Source organism: Terriglobales bacterium (assembly GCA_035624455.1).
In the GTDB taxonomy this organism is placed as follows: domain Bacteria; phylum Acidobacteriota; class Terriglobia; order Terriglobales; family Acidobacteriaceae; genus DASPRM01.
Window position 1 is genome coordinate 1 of record DASPRM010000095.1, and the last position, 15,638, is coordinate 15,638.

Genomic DNA, 15,638 nt, shown 5'->3' on the forward strand with positions numbered 1-15,638 from the left:
GTTTTCGTCGGCGCTGCTGCCCTTCACCACGCTGGGATGGCCGAAGGCGACGCGCGACCTGGAGGTCTTTTACCCGACGTCGTTGCTGATCACGGGATTCGACATTCTGTTCTTCTGGGTGGCGCGCATGATCATGATGGGGTGCCACTTCATGATGCCGCCGCATCGGCCGGTCGAGCTGCCGCGGGATGGAGAGGGGCTGAGCGAGGAAGATCTCGAGCTGCGTGAATCGGCGCCGTTCCGCGAGGTTTATATCCACGCGCTGGTGCGGGACGCCGAGCGGCAGAAGATGTCGAAGACCAAGGGGAACGTGCTCGATCCCATCCACGTGATCGAGAAATACGGAACGGACGCAACGCGCTTCACGCTGGCGGCGATGGCTTCGCCGGGAACGGATATTGCGTTCAACCCCGACCGCACCGAGGGCTATCGCGCATTTGCCAACAAGATCTGGAACGCGGCGCGGTTCATGTTCATGAACATGGACAAGCTGGGGATTGTGGGGTGGAGCACATCCGCGGCGGAGGGCGGGCTTGCGAGTTTCCCCGCCAACACGCTGGAAGATCGCTGGATTTTGTCACGGCTGAACCGCGTGGCGGGAGAGATGAACGACGCGCTGGCGGCGTACCGATTCCACGAGGCCGCGAACGGGATCTACAGCTTTTTCTGGGGCGAGTTCTGCGACTGGTATCTGGAACTGATCAAGCCGCGGCTGAACTCTGAAGATCAGGCGACGGCGTGCCAGGCATGCAGCAACTTTATTGTTGTGCTGGAGAGCGCGCTGCGGCTGCTGGCGCCGTTCATGCCGTTTATTACAGAGGAAATCTGGCATGCGCTGTATGGTGGCAAGCCGTCGGTGAAGTCGATTGCGCTGGCGGCGTATCCGGAGGCGGATGCGGCGCAGATGGATGAAGCCGCCGAGACGGAAATGGCGATCCTGCAGGACCTGATCGTGAGTGTGCGCAATCTGCGGGCCGAGCTTAAGATCGAGCAGAAGACAAAGATTCCCATCGAGGTGCATGCGGGCGCGGAGGTTCGCGCGCTGGTGGAGGCAAATACCGGAGCAGTCGAACGCCTTGCTGGCGTCGAAGGAATTCGCTTTGTCGATCATTCGCTGGCCAAACAGGCGGGGGCGCGGAGCACGGCGCGGTTTGACGTCAGGGTGGTGTACGAGAAGAAGATTGATGTTGCGGCTGAGCGGGATCGTCTGAGCAAGGAGTTGGAGAAGACAGAAAAGGAGCTGGCCAACGCGGAGCGGCAGCTTGCGAATGAGGCGTTCCTGGCGAAGGCTCCGGCGAAGGTGATCGAAGGGCTGAGGAGCAGGGCGGAGGAGTTGAGGGTGCTGAGGGAGAAAATAAGATCAGCTCTGCGTGAATTGGGTAAGGAGGGCTCTGCGGCATAACTGAATCCCACCCTTCGCTCAGGGTGGGGCACCCAGCTTGTTTCCCACCCTTCGCCAAAAACGGGCGAAAGGGTGGGCCACCCAAAGGGTTTTGTTGAAGAAGTAGCTGGCGAGCAACGCTCGCCCTGAACGGACGAGGACGTCCGTTCCCACGTGAGTAGTGGGAGTTGTCGCAACTGGACAGGCAGGATTCCCTGTGCTGCACGAATTTGTATGGATTGGACGAGCCGGCGCATCACGGCGATTCTGGAGAATGCGTTGCTGGAGGACAAGGCGACGCAGGATGCGACCACTGCCGTCTCCATCGAGCCGCAGCAGTTGGGGCTAGGGCGGATCATGGTCCGGCAGGATTGCGTGCTGGCGGGCCTGGGCGCGGTCTCGCGCATTCTTGATGTCTACGCCAATCTCGATCACAACGTAGTGGGGCATGCGGAGGTCATCAGCCATCCGGAGGTCTTCGACGGGGTGCGTCTGCACAAAGGGCAGGTAGTAGCTACCATTCGCCACAATGCGCGCGTGATTCTCTCCTGCGAGCGCGTGATTCTGAATCTGCTGCAGCGGTTGAGCGGCATCGCTAGCATGACGCGTCATTTTGTGGACGCGGTCAGCGGGACGAAAGCCAAGATCCTGGATACGCGCAAGACGGTAATGGGGCTGCGAGTGCTGGATAAGTATGCGGTGCGCTGCGGAGGCGGGCAGAATCACCGTCTGGATCTTTCGGATGGGATCCTGATCAAGAACAATCACATTGCGCTGGCGGGCGGCATTGTGCCGGCGCTGGAGCGGGCGCGACGTAATCGGCGAGGGGTCCAGGTGATCGAGATTGAGGTAAGGAATTTGTCGGAGCTGGAGCAGGCATTGCAGCACGGCGCCGAGGCTATCCTGCTCGACAACATGCCGCCGGAGGAGGTGCGGTTGGCGGTGGACCGGGTCTCGCATCATTCCCGGCGTTTGCCGCTGGAGTGCTCGGGTGGGATCACGCTGGAAAATGTTCGCGCCTACGCCGAGACCGGAATCGACTTCATTTCTGTGGGTGCTCTGACCCACTCTCCGCAGGCGGTGGACATGAATCTGCGGGTGCAGCCGGTGTAGCGGGGGGGAACCTCCGTCAAAGCGAAGGTTGAGCGGATTATTTTCGCTGGTAGTGGATCGGCCACAGGACTTTCCAGTTCTTTCCCCGATCCGACGACATTTCCCAGCTCCAGTCGAGTGAGTTGGGGGTAATGTTGGTCCAGACCATGCGCTGCAGAATTTTTTCGCCGTTCTTGCCGGTGGTCTGGCGGCTCAGGATCATCTTGCTGCCCTTCATTTCGCCAACAAAATCGAGGTAGCTGCCCTGATCGTCGACCCAGATCTGCTGCCACTTCTGTTGTTTGGGACTGAAAGTGGAGAAGCTCATTCCCCGCATTGGATTGGAACCGCCGCCTGTGAAATTCTCCAGGATTACACAGTCTCCAAGCACGCGAGTGATGGTGTTGGTGCCATTTTCGGCGCCCTTGCCGTCAGGGGAAGGCCAGGTGAGATTCCATTCTCCGATCCAGAAGTCGAATTGCCGCCACTCGGTGCCGGAACAGGGCGGCGCAGATGACGCCTGGGTTCCCGCCTGGAATGCGAGAGCAGGCACGCTCAACGCGAGAAGGATTATCGTGCCGAACAAGCTGGGTTTCATGAGGAAGCTCTCAGAATAGACGGAGTTTTATCACAATTGGGTGCGAGAGGGAGCAATAAGGGTGATGAATTGCCATATTGCGGAATCGGAGGGCAACGCGTGAGGTGGAAAGTGTAAGTTGCAAACTAACGCACTACCAGATTGCGCGAATGGGCGGGGAATGTCGATAATCGGCAAATCACCAAGTCAGCGACAAAGCGCCGCAGTTCCCGCAATCCATCTGCGAAACGAGGCATACCACAACTCGGGTCTGGGGAGAGCGATTCGCCACTCACCGACTGCCGCCTGGGAAAGATCATCACGGTATTGAGCGGCTACCCCACGCTTGTGATCAGCGGAACCAAGCTGGCGCAGGAGATCGGAACCAGCCGCTCGGAAGTGTGGCGGTTGATCCAGCAGCTGCGCATGCTGGGAGTGGAAATCGAGGGGCATCCGGCAGCCGGTTATCAATTGAAGAAGGTTCCCGATCTGCCACTGCCTGAGATTCTGGCGCCGATGGTGCGGGGTACGATTTTTGCTGATCATCTGCTGCATGTGTACCGGATCGGGTCGACTAATGTCGCGGCAATGCGCGCGGCGGGGGAAGGCGCACCCGAGGGAACTGCATTTGTGGCCGAACATCAGACGATGGGCCGGGGACGCAGCGGCCACTCGTGGGAATCGCCGCCATCGAGTGGAATTTATCTTTCCGCGATTCTGCGTCCAGCGCTGGCTCCGGCAGACGTCCTGGCGCTCTCCCTAGCTTTAGGTCTGGCGGTGGCAGCCGCAGTGGAGGAAGTGGCGAAGGTGAGAGCGGACCTGCGCTGGCCGAACGATCTACTGCTGGGCGGCAAGAAGTTTTGCGGCATCCTGATCGAGCTGAACGCCGAGGTCACCCGTGTGCAGTATGCCGTAGTTGGAATCGGGATCAACGTCAACCAGCAGCAGTTTCCATCAGAGTTGCAGGATATCGCGACGTCGTTGCGAATCGAGACTGGGCGAAGCTGGTCGCGGGTGGAGCTTACAGCGGCTTTGCTAAAATCGCTGCACCGGGAATACAGCAGGCTGATTCAGAGTGATCGAGGGGCGGTACGCGATTCGATTTTGCGGCGCTTCGAGCAACATTCCAGCTATGCACGCGGGAAGCGCGTGTATGTAGAGGAGAATGGCGGCTACGAAGGTGTAACCGCCGGACTCGACGATCGCGGTTTTCTACGCGTGGAGACGCCAGGTGGCACGCGCACGGTTTTGTCGGGTGGAGTACGCGCGATTCCCGGTAATTGATTTCTCATGCTTCTTGTCCTGGATGTCGGCAACACCAACACGGTGCTCGGAGTTTTTGACCAATCCGAGCAGGGCGGACGTTACGACCGCATTGTGGCGCACTGGCGCGTGGGCACGCTGAAAACGCAGACGGTCGACGAGTACGGGGTGCTGTTCCGCAATCTGTTCGCCACGGCGGGGCTGGATGTGGGACCGCTGCGCGGGATCGTGATCTCCTCGGTGGTTCCGCCACTCAACTCTACATTGCATGAGGTTTGCGAGAAGTACTTTCACGTGCAGCCGCTATTCGTAGAGCCGGGAGTGAAGACCGGCATGCCGCTGCTGATGGACAACCCGCAGGAGGTGGGCGCCGATCGCGTGGTCAACAGCGTGGCTGCGTACGAGAAGTTCGGCGGTCCGTGCGTGGCAGTGGATTTCGGCACGGCGACGACCTTCGACGCGGTCTCGGCAAAGGGAGAATACCTGGGCGGCATAATCGCTCCGGGGATTGGCATCTCGGCGGAGGCGCTATTCGAGCACACGGCGCGCTTGCCGCGGGTGGACATCCGGCGGCCCAACCGCATAATCGGCACCAACACGGTCAGCGCCATGCAGTCGGGGTTGTTCTATGGCTATCTCGGCCTGGTGGACGGAATCCTGGAGCGCGTGCTGGCGGAACTGGGACCGGAAACCAAGGTGGTGGCCACCGGGGGACTGGCTCCCCTGATCGGAGACCATTCGCGTTTCATCAAACATGTGGACGATCTGCTCACACTCGAGGGACTGCGAATCATATGGGAGCGGAATCCGGGGCCGGCAAAGAAGCGGGCGGCGCGGCAGGGATGATAAGGCGAGTCGAGCAGGATGATGACACCGTCCTCTGACCCGGGTTAGCTTGCAAATTGAAGGATCAGACACTTCAGATAGTTGGTTTCGGGAACCTGCAACAGGATCGGGTGATCCCGGGCCTGGTTGCGTTTTTCCAGGACGCGGGGAGAGCGGCGAGCGTCGGCTGCGGCTGAGCGCAGCATTTCCACGAAGTCGTACTCTCCCACGTGGTGAGAACAGGTGCAGGTGAGCAGAATTCCTCCCGGGCGCAGCATCTTCATGGCGCGAAGATTCAATTCCTTATAGCCGCGCAGAGCATTGGGCAGGTCACGTCGCGTCTTGGCGAACGCTGGCGGATCCAGAATGATGGTGTCGTATGGTGTGCGGGCGGCGGCGTAATCCTTGAGGAGGTCGAAGGCGTTGGCTTCGATCCACTCGATCTCCGGGCGATCATTTTTTGAGCGGTTCAACTGCTCGTTGCGTTCGGCGGCCTCCAGGGCGGGGCGGGAGCTGTCCACCGCAGTGACTCTGGCGCAGTGCGACGCAAGGTGGAGCGCAAATCCGCCCTGATGGGTGAACACGTCCAGGGCGTCGCCGAAAGCGTACTGCGCGGCGGCAGCGTAGTTCTCGCGCTGGTCGAGGAAGGCGCCGGTTTTCTGACCCTGCATGCCGTCGTAATGAAACTGGACACCGTTCATGCGGATGATGGTCGAGGTTTTGTCGCCGAGAAGCAGGCCGGTCTGTCGCGGAGGCAATTGTTCGAGCTCACGGATGCGATCGTCCACACGCTCGAGAATGGCAGCGGGTTTGAGTTCGTCGAGCAGAGTGGCGATCAGCGCTTCTTGTATCGTGTCACGATCTGTTGCCTGGGTGAGGAATTGCAGGGCGAGAATATCGTTGTAGCGGTCGGCAATGATTCCGGGCAGTTGATCGGCCTCGCCGTAGATCAGCCGGTAAGCATCGGAGTTCTCGACAAGCCGGCGGCGCAGGCGCACTGCCGCTTTGACGCGCTCCTTGACTAAAGTCGGGACATCCGGGTGCGGCCGGGATCCAGTCCAGATCATGCGTAAGGCAATCTGAGAGGAACTGCTGTAGAAGGCGGAGCCGATGACGTTGCCAGTCGGGTCCGCTACCTCGACAAGCGAGCCGGGAGGAAATTCAAGCCGGGAGGGCAGGTCGGAGCGGTACACCCAGACGTGACCCTGGCGCAGCCGGGAGGCCGCGCGCTGGCTCACGGTTACGATCGGAATTTCGGCCGCTACTGCGCTTGTGCCTGCAGCTTGGCCAATAGTTGCCGCACTGCGGGGGCGCGTGGACTGTCGGGGCTTTCTTTCAGGTATATTTCAAACTCCACTGCCGCTTCTTTCGGCTCACGCTGGGCCATGAGTATATTGCCGGCAATCAAGTGCACTTCGGAATAGCGTTCGTGAGGCATGAGGTGCACTCGTCGCGCGGTCGCCAAGGCCTCATCATAGTTTTTGCCCATATAAAGCGCACGCGCCAACAAAGCCAGGGCTTCCACGTTGCTGGGATCGACAGCGAGAGCTTTGTTAAGCTGGGCAGTAGCGTCGCTTGAGTTCTGGTCGTTGAGTGCGAGACGAGCCAGATTGATATATCCCGGCACGAAGCGTTCGTCGAGGCTGATGGATTTCTCAAAATTCGATTTGGCCTGGTCTTTCTGCGCCTGCTTCATCGCGACAACGCCGAGGTTGTTGTAAGCGCGGGCATACTGGGGATAAATCTCGATCGCCTTCTGAAATCGGATGGACGCAGTCTTCAGATCTTCCTTTGCAAAAGCATCGTTACCCTTATCCAGCTCGGACTTGGCGGCAGGCGGAGCGTTGAGATCAGACAGGGAGACGATAGGTTGCTGATGGGGAGCGGGCGCAGCCTCGGCGGCGGCTGCCGGTGTCTTGACCGCGACGTGCACATATTCGGTGTGTTCGCCCTCGCCGGTTTGAATGTTAAACAGGTCTGTGGTCACGGTGTCGATAGAATTGCCCGAGATGCGGATCTTGTAATTCCCCGAGCCGACATCGTGAAAGGTGGCGGTGCCGTCAAAAGCGGAGAAGGTCTCCGACATCGGTACGCCGCCGGCATTGAGGAGCTGGACCCGAAGATGCTCTTCGGAAACTTGCCTGTCAGTTTGAGAGGAAATGCGGATGACCAGGTCGGATCCAGCTTGCGATCCGGGCCGACCGCGCTGGCCGAACAGAGGAGCGGCTAAGAGCAGAAGTGAAAGCAGGAACAGGTGCCGTCGCATGGTGCCTCCAACGCAGTGGCTGCCTTGGTTCGAAGTTCCGTTTATCGCTTGCGGTACGCCCCGCGGGGCGGCTGCAAGATCGGCTATTGAGCCTGGGCCTGCATTTTCGCCAGAGCTTGCCTCACCTGGGAAGCGCGCGGGCTGTCTGGATACTCCTGCAGGTAAGTCTCATACTCGGCGATCGCTTCCGGTTCATGATGCTGAAGCACGAGCACGTCGGCCGCCACCAGGTGGACATCGGCATATCCCTGATGCGGGATGCTGTGGGCCTTGCGGGCGGTAGCGAGGGCTTGATCCAGATCCTGGTTCATGAGTTGCACACTAGCCAACAACGACAACGCTTCCAGATTGTTGGGAGCGATAGCCAGCGCTTTGTTGAGCAACACCGTGGCGTCGGGAAAATTCTTGTCGGCAACCGCCAGGCGCGCCAGATTGATATAGCCGGGAGCAAAATGGTCATTTACGCTGACCGATTTCTGAAAGGCGTCTTTCGCCTGGATAGGGTCGCCCATCTTCATCAGGGTAACGCCGAGGTTGTAATAAGCTTGCGAATATTGCGGGTAAATGGCGACAGCTTTTTGGAAGCGCTCAACCGCTTTGTTGAGATCCCCTTTAGTGAAGGCCTCCATCCCCTTATCCATTTCGTTCCTGGCTTTGGGAGGGACATTCAACTCGGCCGCAGAGATGGTCGGGCCGCCAGAAGTTGGACTGGCCTGCGCCCTTTGATCACCCCGCGGAGCTCTAAGATTCACATGGACCACTTCGCGATGCATGCCTTCGCCCGGCATGATCGCGAAGACATCTGAAGTCGTGGTCTCGATCGCGGTGCCGCTGACCCGCACGCGGTAGGAGCCGGGATTCATACCATGGAACAGCGCGAAGCCCTCGCCGCCGGTGCTGGCGGTATCAATGGGGACGCCATCGACAGAGGTCAACTCAACCTGCACTGCATTTTCGATGGAACGATCATTGGCAGTGACGACCTGAATGCGGACTTCCGCGGGCCGGCTCACATTGGGGGGCGCGCCACGTTGGGCCCAGGAGAAGACGGAGCAGGCGATGAGGGTAAGGGTAAACAGAGATGCGCGCATGATCCACCTCCCCGAAGCTAGTGAGCGGGAAGATTGTTGCTGACCGGCTTTTCTGCTACTGCACCCTGCTCACTCACCGCTTCCGGCTCGTGCGAGGGGTCATAAAAGAGGATGCGATTACAGGAATCACAAGTTAGCAAGTGTTGATTGCTCTGCACGTCGTTGTAGATCTGGGGCCGCAACATCACCTGGCATGCAGAGCAGCGATGATTGATGGCTTCGGCGATGGCACTACCGCGGAGTTTGAGAACGCGATCGTAGTGGCGCAGAGCATCGGAGTCGGTAGCCGAACGCAGGCTCTCCCGTTGCGCTTTAAAATCGGCCAGCAGCTTTTCGTCTTCTGCGGTGCGGGCGCGGGCTTCGGTTTTTTCCTTTTCGATGGCCGCGGTGTGGGTGCGCAACTCGCCTTCGGTCTGCTTGACGATGCGCTCTTTGTCTTCGGCATCGAGCATGATTTCCAGGATTTTGTCTTCGAAGTTGCGAATCTGCTGCTCGGAAAACTCGACTTCGTGGGTCAGAGCTTTATATTCCTGGTTGGTCTTCACGGCGAGCTGCTGCTCGCGATACTTGGAAATTTTCTGCTGGAGAGATTGAATTTCGCCTTCGTATTTGCGGCGGGCTTGCTCGTCGGCCTTGAGAACTCCTTTAGCAGCCTCCATGCGCTCGCGAGAGGATCGCAGTTTCTCTTCGATGGCCGCTACGCGCTTAGGCAACGAGGCAATCTCGGCGGTGAGGCGCGCGATTTCCCGGTCAACTTTTTGCAGTTCAATCAGATTCTGCAGGTCAGAATTCATGGAGGGCCAGGTGCGGAGATTGTAACACGCATGGTGAACGCTTCGGGTTGGGCAGCAGGAACATGCAACATGTAAGTGATTTGGGATCAATGTGATGCTTCGGGTCGTGTGGACTTCGGGCGGGCTGGGAGGAAGCAGGAGGCGGTGTCAGAGGCTGTCGAAGGCTGCAGACACGAGTGTCCGGGCCACACGCGTGTCCAAGCCACACCTTCTTGTTGATAACACGCGGACAGGAGTGTCCAGGTCACCGAGTGTCGCGCCATATGGCAGTGTAGACTCTTATGTTTCCCCTCACCCTTGCTGAAGTCTAGGAGCCTGAATGAAACCTCCGCTGGTTCTGCTAGGCCTGTTGTGCCTGATCTCATGCGCAGTCCCCGGCCAAGAAGCCTGGGCACAGAGTCCCGCGACCGAACTCACAATTGAAGCCATCTTCGCGGAAGGAGGGATCACGGGACGAACTCCGGAGACGCTGGAATGGAGTCCGGATGGCAAGAAGATCTCGTTCGTGCAAAGGGATGCTTCCGGCGAACATGGCGAATTGTGGTACGTGGACGCGGCGAATGGGCAGAAAGCAGTGCTGGTGGGAGAAACCAAACTTGCTTCGCTGGCGCCGCCGGCAACCAAAATCGCCGATGAGCGGCAGAAGGAGTGGGCCACGCGATATGCGGTGGCGGCCTATCACTGGGCGCCAGACTCCAAGCATCTGCTCTTCGACTCGCATGGGCAGCTCTGGTATTACGGCCTGGAGAGCGGCACGGGCGTGCAATTGACCTCTTCGCCCGATCCCAGTAGCGATCCCAAGTTTTCGCCTGATGGCCGCTATGTTTCTTATGTCCGCAAACATGACGTTTGGACACGCGCGCTGCCTGATGGTGGCGAGCGGCAGCTTACTCACTCGGATAGTGACGACACCCTGAATGGAGAAGTGGACTGGGTGTATGCGGAAGAACTGGACGTGCGCAGCAACTACTTCTGGTCGCCAGAGAGCAGGCAGATCGTATTTCTGCAGATGAATGAAAAGCCGGTCCCCACGTATCCGATCACGGACTGGCTCCCGCTGCATCCGCGCGTGGAGGAGCAGAAGTATCCCAAGGCGGGCGACCCCAATCCCGAAGTACGACTGGGAGTGGTGAATGGGAATGGCGGCAAGGTGCGCTGGATCGATTTCGGCGAGGAATATAAGAACCTCTATATACCAAGATTTGGGTGGGTGCGCGAAGGGGTGCTGTATTTCGAGGTGCTCAATCGGCTGCAGAACCGGATCGAGCTGTATTTTGCCGACGCGAGCAATGGGCACACGCGTCAGGTGCTCAGCGAGACCAGCCCGACATGGATCGAGGTGAACGACGACTTTCACGTGCTCAAGTCGGGGGACCGGTTTCTATGGAAGAGCTGGCGAGATGGGCATGAGCAACTGTATCTGTATGGGTTCGATCAGCAGAATCCGCTGGGGGGCGAGGCGAAGCAGGTAGCGCAGCTCACGCGTGGCGAGTTTGAAGTGTTCAAAGTGAATCACGTGGATGAGGCGGCAGGCTTGGTGTTTTTTACGGCCAATGCCGAGGATGCCAAGCAGCGGCAGCTGTATTCGGTCAAGCTGGATGGCAGCGATTTTCGGCGGATCACGCAGGAAAAGGGCACGCACCAGACGCTGTTCTCCGATGATGGCGGCCAATACATCGACCGCTTCACAGCGTTGATGACGCCGCCGCGGTTTGCATTGTGCCGTACGGCAGCGGGGCCAGAAGCCGCTGATTCCTGCCAGGGGTTCTGGGAATCGCGCAGCCTGGAGCAATATTCAGTGGTTACGCCTGAGTTTCTGGAATTCAAGGCGGCGGATGGAAAGACGAGGCTTTATGGCGAATTGCTATTGCCTCGGCAGAGCTCGGGGAAGGTTCCGCTGATTCTCAACCCTTACGGTGGGCCGGGGGTGCAGCGGGTAGATGACGATTGGGCCGGCGCCACGGCGCTCTTCGACCAGGTTATGGCGCAGGGAGGATTTGCCGTTTTATGCGTAGACAATCGCGGCATGTCAGCACGCGGCAGAGAGTTTGCCGCGGCATTGCGGTCGGAGTTCGGCAAAGTGGAATTGCAAGATCAACTGGCAGCTCTGGATCAAGTGTTGCAGCGATATCCACAACTCGATTCCAGCCGGGTAGGATTTTGGGGCTGGAGCTACGGTGGGTACATGACGCTGTACGCTATGACGCATTCTGACCGCTTCAAGGCAGGGGTGGCAGTAGCGCCGGTTACCGACTGGAAGTTGTACGATTCGATTTATACCGAGCGCTACATGGGTGTGCCGGGTGAGAACGAAGCAGGCTACAAGGCCAGCTCGCCGACAACCGGCGCCGCCAATCTCAAGGGACATCTGCTGCTGGTCCACGGGACCAGCGACGATAACGTGCATTTTCAAAACAGCGTGCAGATGATCCAGGCGTTTGTCAAAGCCGGCGTGGCGTACGATCTGCAGGTTTATCCCAACAAGACACATTCCATCGCGGGAGCAGAGGCGCGGGTGCATCTGTTTCACCGCATTCTGGCTCAGTTTGAGCGCGAGTTGATGTTGCCGACTCCGGCGACTGGCACGGGAGCGTCTCAGCCGTGAAGGTTGCGCTGGCGGGAGCGACGGGGGTGCTGGGGCGAGCGCTGGTCCCGCAACTGCTGGCGGCGGGACACGCGGTGCGATGTCTGGTGCGTGATGTTGAGAAGGCAGAACGGCTCTGGAAAGCGATGCCAGGATGGGAGGCAGGTTCGCGGCTGGAGACGGTTCGATGTGATCTGTTGGAGTCGGGAGTTGAGGCGCGGATGGTGTCGCTGCTGGAGGGCTGCGATGCGGTGATCCACGCGGCGACGGCGATACCTGAGGATGCAAAGGCCTCGGGGGCATGGGATCGGAATACGCAGATTCGCACACGTGGGACTGGGCGGCTGCAGCGAGCCGCGCTGGAAGCAGGAGTGAATTGTTTCCTGGCGCAGAGCGTGGTGATGGGGTATCGCGACGGAGGTGAGGCCTGGCTGGATGAATCGGCTCCGCTGGACAAAACTCCCGAACGCGCGCACGTCTGCCAGGCGGTAGCGATCGTGGAGTCGATGATGCGGCTGTTCCGGCATCAGCAGAGAGAGGTGCGATGGGTGGTGCTGCGGGAAGGATATTTCGTTGGTCCGGGCACGGGTCAGGAGCGGCAGATTGAGCAGTTGCGAGAGGGAAAAAAAATAATTGCCGGTGATGGGGCGAACTGGATTTCACCGGTGCACGTCGAGGATGCAGCGGCCGCATATGTGATGGCGCTGGAGCGCGCGCCGGCAGGTTCGACGTTCAATATCTGCGATGAGCCGATCCGGTATCGGGAGTACATCGAGCATTTAGCGGAGTTAGTGGGAGGACCGCGGCCGCGGGTGGATTTGAGCAAGCCAAGGCCGTCATCGTTTCGCTGTTCCAATCAAAAGGCCAGAGAGGTGCTGAGGTGGAAGCCGGTGCAGGGTGTATGGCCGGAGGTGGGGCGAGAGTGGAAACGACGGGGAGATTGCGAGGCGATGTTTGAATCATCGAGGGGCAAATGAGTCGAGGCCGCGCCTCGACCTGAACGGACGAGGACGTCCGTTCCCACGTGGTTCCTTCCACGTGGTTCGTTCCCGGGTGGTTCGTGAACTACCCCACCGTAGCCAAAAGCAGGCTAGAGTGGGGCAGCTCAGGGTTCGTCGGTTGTTCAGTCGGCGCCGGGAGGATCGATTTCGCTGCGAGGAGCATCGGGAGGCGCAATCAGCGGACATTCGCCCAGGATTGGGCGGCAGGCCGAGTCTTCGCCAATGGGGATGTGCAGCGGAGGCTTCTTGACCTCGGCAAACTGCGCCTCTTCGGTCGAGCCATGCAGGGCGGTAGTGGAAGAGGCGCCGGCGGTAATGGCATTCGCCACCATGTCGAAGTAGCCGGTGCCGACAAAGTGCTGGTGTTTCACAGCTGCGTATCCGTGGCTGTACTCGCGGCTGAATTCCTTTTCCTGCAGACGGGAGTAGGCAGTCATACCGGTCTGGCGGTAGGCGCGAGCCAGCTCGAACATGCTGAGGTTGAGCGCGTGGAATCCGGCGAGCGTCACAAACTGGAATTTGTATCCCATTTCGCCGAGTTCGCGCTGGAAACGGGCGATGGTGGCGTCGTCGAGCTTCTTCTTCCAGTTGAACGACGGCGAGCAGTTGTACGCCAGCAGCTTGCCGGGGAAACGGGCGTGAATCGCTTCGGCGAATTCCCGGGCTTCCTCAAGATCGGGCTCGGAGGTTTCGCACCAGACCAGGTCGGCGTAGGGCGCGTAAGCGAGACCGCGGGCGATGGCGCATTGCAGACCGTCGTCGTGCAGACGGAAAAAGCCCTCAACGGTGCGCTCACCGGTGATGAACTGGCGGTCGATGGGATCGATGTCGGTGGTGAGCAGGCGGGCGCTGTGGGCATCGGTGCGAGCCAAGATGAGCGTGGGGACTCCCATAACGTCGGCAGCAAGACGAGCGGCGACGAGCTTCTGAATCGCTTCCGAAGTCGGGACCAGCACCTTGCCTCCGAGGTGGCCGCACTTCTTCACCGAAGAGAGCTGGTCTTCGAAGTGAACGCAGGCGGCACCGGCCTCGATCATGGCCTTCATTAATTCGAAGGCGTTGAGGTTGCCACCAAAGCCGGCCTCGGCGTCGGCGATCAGAGGAGCAAACCAGTAGGTTCCGTTCTTGCCTTCGGCGTGATGGATCTGGTCGGCACGCTGGAAGGCGCTGTTGATGCGGCGTACGAGGGCGGGGACGCTGTCCGCGGGATACAGGCTCTGGTCGGGATACATCTGGCCGGAGAGGTTGGCGTCGGCTGCAACCTGCCAGCCGCTGACGTAGATGGCCTGTAGTCCGGCGCTAACCATCTGAATGGCCTGATTGCCGGTGAGCGCGCCAAGAGCGGCGATATACGGCTGGGAGTGGAGCAGCTCCCACAGGCGCTCGGCGCCCAGCCGGGCGAGGGTGTGTTCGATGTGCAGGGAGCCGCGCAGGCGCTGAACTTCGTCGGCCGTATAAGGGCGCTCGATTCCTTTCCAGCGCGAGTCGGTAGTCCATGGTTGAGTGAATTCGGGAGCGTGTCCGTTGGTGGGCATGGAAAAAAGATCTCCTCTCGTCGTCATTGTGCTGATCGGGTCGAGTAGAAGCCGGAACTCGTAACCACCGATAAGCTTCCCGGGGCCCATCAGGTCCGTAACGGTGTTCAATATGCTGAACATCCATTCAGCCTGATGAAAAGCGACGATAGAGCAGGGAAAATCGAGGGTCAAGGGGTGTGTTCAATACGTTGAACACTAATTCACTGTAGTGTACGCTGAAGTTTAAACTGTTGAGTTATTCAACAGTGGAGGAATGCCATGAAAAGCGGGGCGCGCAAGCAGGAGGAGAACCCGGCAACCGCCGTGGAGAGAACACTGGCGATCCTGGAAGCGGTGTCGCAGCGAGGCGGAGGCATGACGAATGCGGAGATCAGCCGCAAGCTGGGCATCCCTAAGAGCACAGCCAGTTACATGCTGCGAGCGCTGGAGAAGCACGGGTATCTGAGGCGCGAGGATACGGGGCCGTACAAGCTGGGCGTAAAGGTGCTAAGCCTGGGGCGGAGTGCGCTGTCGGAGTTGGATGTGCGAAGCGTGGCCATGCCGTTCATGCGGCAACTGGTGGAGCACAGCAACCTGACGGCGCACCTGGCGATTCTTGATGGGACGGAGGCGGTGTACGTGGCGAAGGTGGATTCGCCGGGGTTCATCAAGATGGATACCTGGGTGGGGAAACGGGCGGAGGTGCACACCACCAGCGTGGGCAAGGCGCTGGCGGCGTATGTGCCGGAGGAGAAGGTACACGAAATCGTGAAAGAGCGGGGCGGGTTGAAAAAGATTACCCAACACACGCTCACGACCATGTCCCGGTTTCTGCGCGATCTGGAGAAAGTGCGGGAGCGCGGCTACTCGATCGACAACGAAGAGAACAGCCTGGGAGTGCGCTGCCTGGCCGCGCCGGTGTTCAACGAGACTGGGCGTCTGGAGGCCAGTTTGGGAGTTAGCGGCACGGTGAACCAGATCCCGCTGGAGCACGTACCGCGGCTGGCGGAGATGGTGAAGGAAGCAGCGCGAAAGGTTTCGGTCCAGCTAGGCTGGCGCGCGAAGACAGAGGTGAGAAAAGAGAAGTAAGAAGTAAGAAGGAAGAAGGAAGAAGGAAGTACGAAGTTAGAAGTCAGAAGTGCGAAGGCAGAAGTCAGTGGGTCAGTGGGTCAGAAGCCTTAGGTAATCTGGCGTGGCAACCGTGGGCAGGAAAACATATGCAATAACCGATCAGCCTGAAACGCCCA

The 15,638-nt window shown here is 59.5% G+C and carries 13 protein-coding genes; 7 read left to right on the top strand and 6 right to left on the bottom strand.

Annotated features, from left to right (window positions below; all coding sequences use genetic code 11):
• Together VEG30_10145 and nadC are read left to right on the top strand one after the other, a co-directional pair.
• Positions 1-1,402 (top strand): class I tRNA ligase family protein (locus tag VEG30_10145; GenBank protein ID HXZ80278.1); only part of this gene is annotated, 1,402 nt, incomplete at its 5' end.
• Between the two features lie 213 nt (positions 1,403-1,615).
• Positions 1,616-2,494, top strand: a complete 879-nt coding sequence (gene nadC / locus VEG30_10150; GenBank protein ID HXZ80279.1) for a carboxylating nicotinate-nucleotide diphosphorylase — start codon at positions 1,616-1,618, stop codon at positions 2,492-2,494.
• Between the two features lie 37 nt (positions 2,495-2,531).
• On the opposite strand, the gene VEG30_10155 is transcribed toward nadC, so the two are convergent.
• Positions 2,532-3,071: a DUF1579 family protein gene (locus VEG30_10155; GenBank protein ID HXZ80280.1), complete on the bottom strand. Its 540-nt coding sequence runs from the start codon at positions 3,069-3,071 to the stop codon at positions 2,532-2,534.
• A 141-nt stretch (positions 3,072-3,212) separates the two neighbouring features.
• Here VEG30_10155 and VEG30_10160 point away from each other — a divergent pair, with 141 nt between their 5' ends.
• Both VEG30_10160 and VEG30_10165 read left to right on the top strand, forming a co-directional pair.
• On the top strand, positions 3,213-4,334 hold the full coding sequence (locus tag VEG30_10160; GenBank protein ID HXZ80281.1) for a biotin--[acetyl-CoA-carboxylase] ligase: 1,122 nt from the start codon (positions 3,213-3,215) through the stop codon (positions 4,332-4,334).
• Positions 4,335-4,340: 6 nt separating this feature from the next.
• Entirely contained in the window at positions 4,341-5,159 is an 819-nt protein-coding gene (locus VEG30_10165; GenBank protein HXZ80282.1) for a type III pantothenate kinase, read from the top strand.
• A 44-nt stretch (positions 5,160-5,203) separates the two neighbouring features.
• On the opposite strand, the gene VEG30_10170 is transcribed toward VEG30_10165, so the two are convergent.
• From VEG30_10170 to VEG30_10185, 4 genes are all read right to left on the bottom strand, one after another.
• Positions 5,204-6,376, bottom strand: a complete 1,173-nt coding sequence (locus VEG30_10170; GenBank protein ID HXZ80283.1) for a class I SAM-dependent rRNA methyltransferase — start codon at positions 6,374-6,376, stop codon at positions 5,204-5,206.
• Between the two features lie 23 nt (positions 6,377-6,399).
• Complete coding sequence (locus tag VEG30_10175; protein ID HXZ80284.1) at positions 6,400-7,404, bottom strand: tetratricopeptide repeat protein; 1,005 nt, start codon at positions 7,402-7,404, stop codon at positions 6,400-6,402.
• An 83-nt stretch (positions 7,405-7,487) separates the two neighbouring features.
• Complete coding sequence (locus tag VEG30_10180) at positions 7,488-8,495, bottom strand: tetratricopeptide repeat protein (protein ID HXZ80285.1); 1,008 nt, start codon at positions 8,493-8,495, stop codon at positions 7,488-7,490.
• Positions 8,496-8,512: 17 nt separating this feature from the next.
• Positions 8,513-9,289: a C4-type zinc ribbon domain-containing protein gene (locus VEG30_10185; protein ID HXZ80286.1), complete on the bottom strand. Its 777-nt coding sequence runs from the start codon at positions 9,287-9,289 to the stop codon at positions 8,513-8,515.
• 319 nt (positions 9,290-9,608) lie between these two features.
• Between VEG30_10185 and VEG30_10190 the strand changes: the two genes are divergently transcribed.
• Positions 9,609-11,894: a S9 family peptidase gene (locus VEG30_10190; GenBank protein HXZ80287.1), complete on the top strand. Its 2,286-nt coding sequence runs from the start codon at positions 9,609-9,611 to the stop codon at positions 11,892-11,894.
• On the top strand, positions 11,891-12,850 hold the full coding sequence (locus VEG30_10195) for an NAD(P)-dependent oxidoreductase (GenBank protein ID HXZ80288.1): 960 nt from the start codon (positions 11,891-11,893) through the stop codon (positions 12,848-12,850). Before VEG30_10190 ends, VEG30_10195 begins: the two co-directional genes overlap by 4 nt.
• Positions 12,851-12,996: 146 nt before the next feature.
• Here VEG30_10195 and aceA read toward each other — a convergent pair whose 3' ends face one another.
• Entirely contained in the window at positions 12,997-14,409 is a 1,413-nt protein-coding gene (gene aceA / locus VEG30_10200) for an isocitrate lyase (GenBank protein HXZ80289.1), read from the bottom strand.
• Between the two features lie 261 nt (positions 14,410-14,670).
• On the opposite strand from aceA, the gene VEG30_10205 reads away from it, so the two are divergent.
• Positions 14,671-15,480 carry an IclR family transcriptional regulator gene (locus tag VEG30_10205; GenBank protein HXZ80290.1) on the top strand — a complete coding sequence of 270 codons (810 nt, stop codon included), beginning with the start codon at positions 14,671-14,673 and terminating at the stop codon, positions 15,478-15,480.
• Positions 15,481-15,638: the final 158 nt, after the last annotated feature.

Coding starts and splice junctions, on each gene's coding strand:
- VEG30_10190 (HXZ80287.1), top strand. CDS start 9,609: ATGAAACCTCCGCTGGTTCTGCTAGGCCTGTTGTGCCTGATCTCATGC.
- VEG30_10165 (HXZ80282.1), top strand. CDS start 4,341: ATGCTTCTTGTCCTGGATGTCGGCAACACCAACACGGTGCTCGGAGTT.
- VEG30_10205 (HXZ80290.1), top strand. CDS start 14,671: ATGAAAAGCGGGGCGCGCAAGCAGGAGGAGAACCCGGCAACCGCCGTG.
- VEG30_10175 (HXZ80284.1), bottom strand. CDS start 7,404: ATGCGACGGCACCTGTTCCTGCTTTCACTTCTGCTCTTAGCCGCTCCT.
- aceA (HXZ80289.1), bottom strand. CDS start 14,409: ATGCCCACCAACGGACACGCTCCCGAATTCACTCAACCATGGACTACC.
- VEG30_10155 (HXZ80280.1), bottom strand. CDS start 3,071: ATGAAACCCAGCTTGTTCGGCACGATAATCCTTCTCGCGTTGAGCGTG.
- VEG30_10180 (HXZ80285.1), bottom strand. CDS start 8,495: ATGCGCGCATCTCTGTTTACCCTTACCCTCATCGCCTGCTCCGTCTTC.
- nadC (HXZ80279.1), top strand. CDS start 1,616: ATGGATTGGACGAGCCGGCGCATCACGGCGATTCTGGAGAATGCGTTG.
- VEG30_10185 (HXZ80286.1), bottom strand. CDS start 9,289: ATGAATTCTGACCTGCAGAATCTGATTGAACTGCAAAAAGTTGACCGG.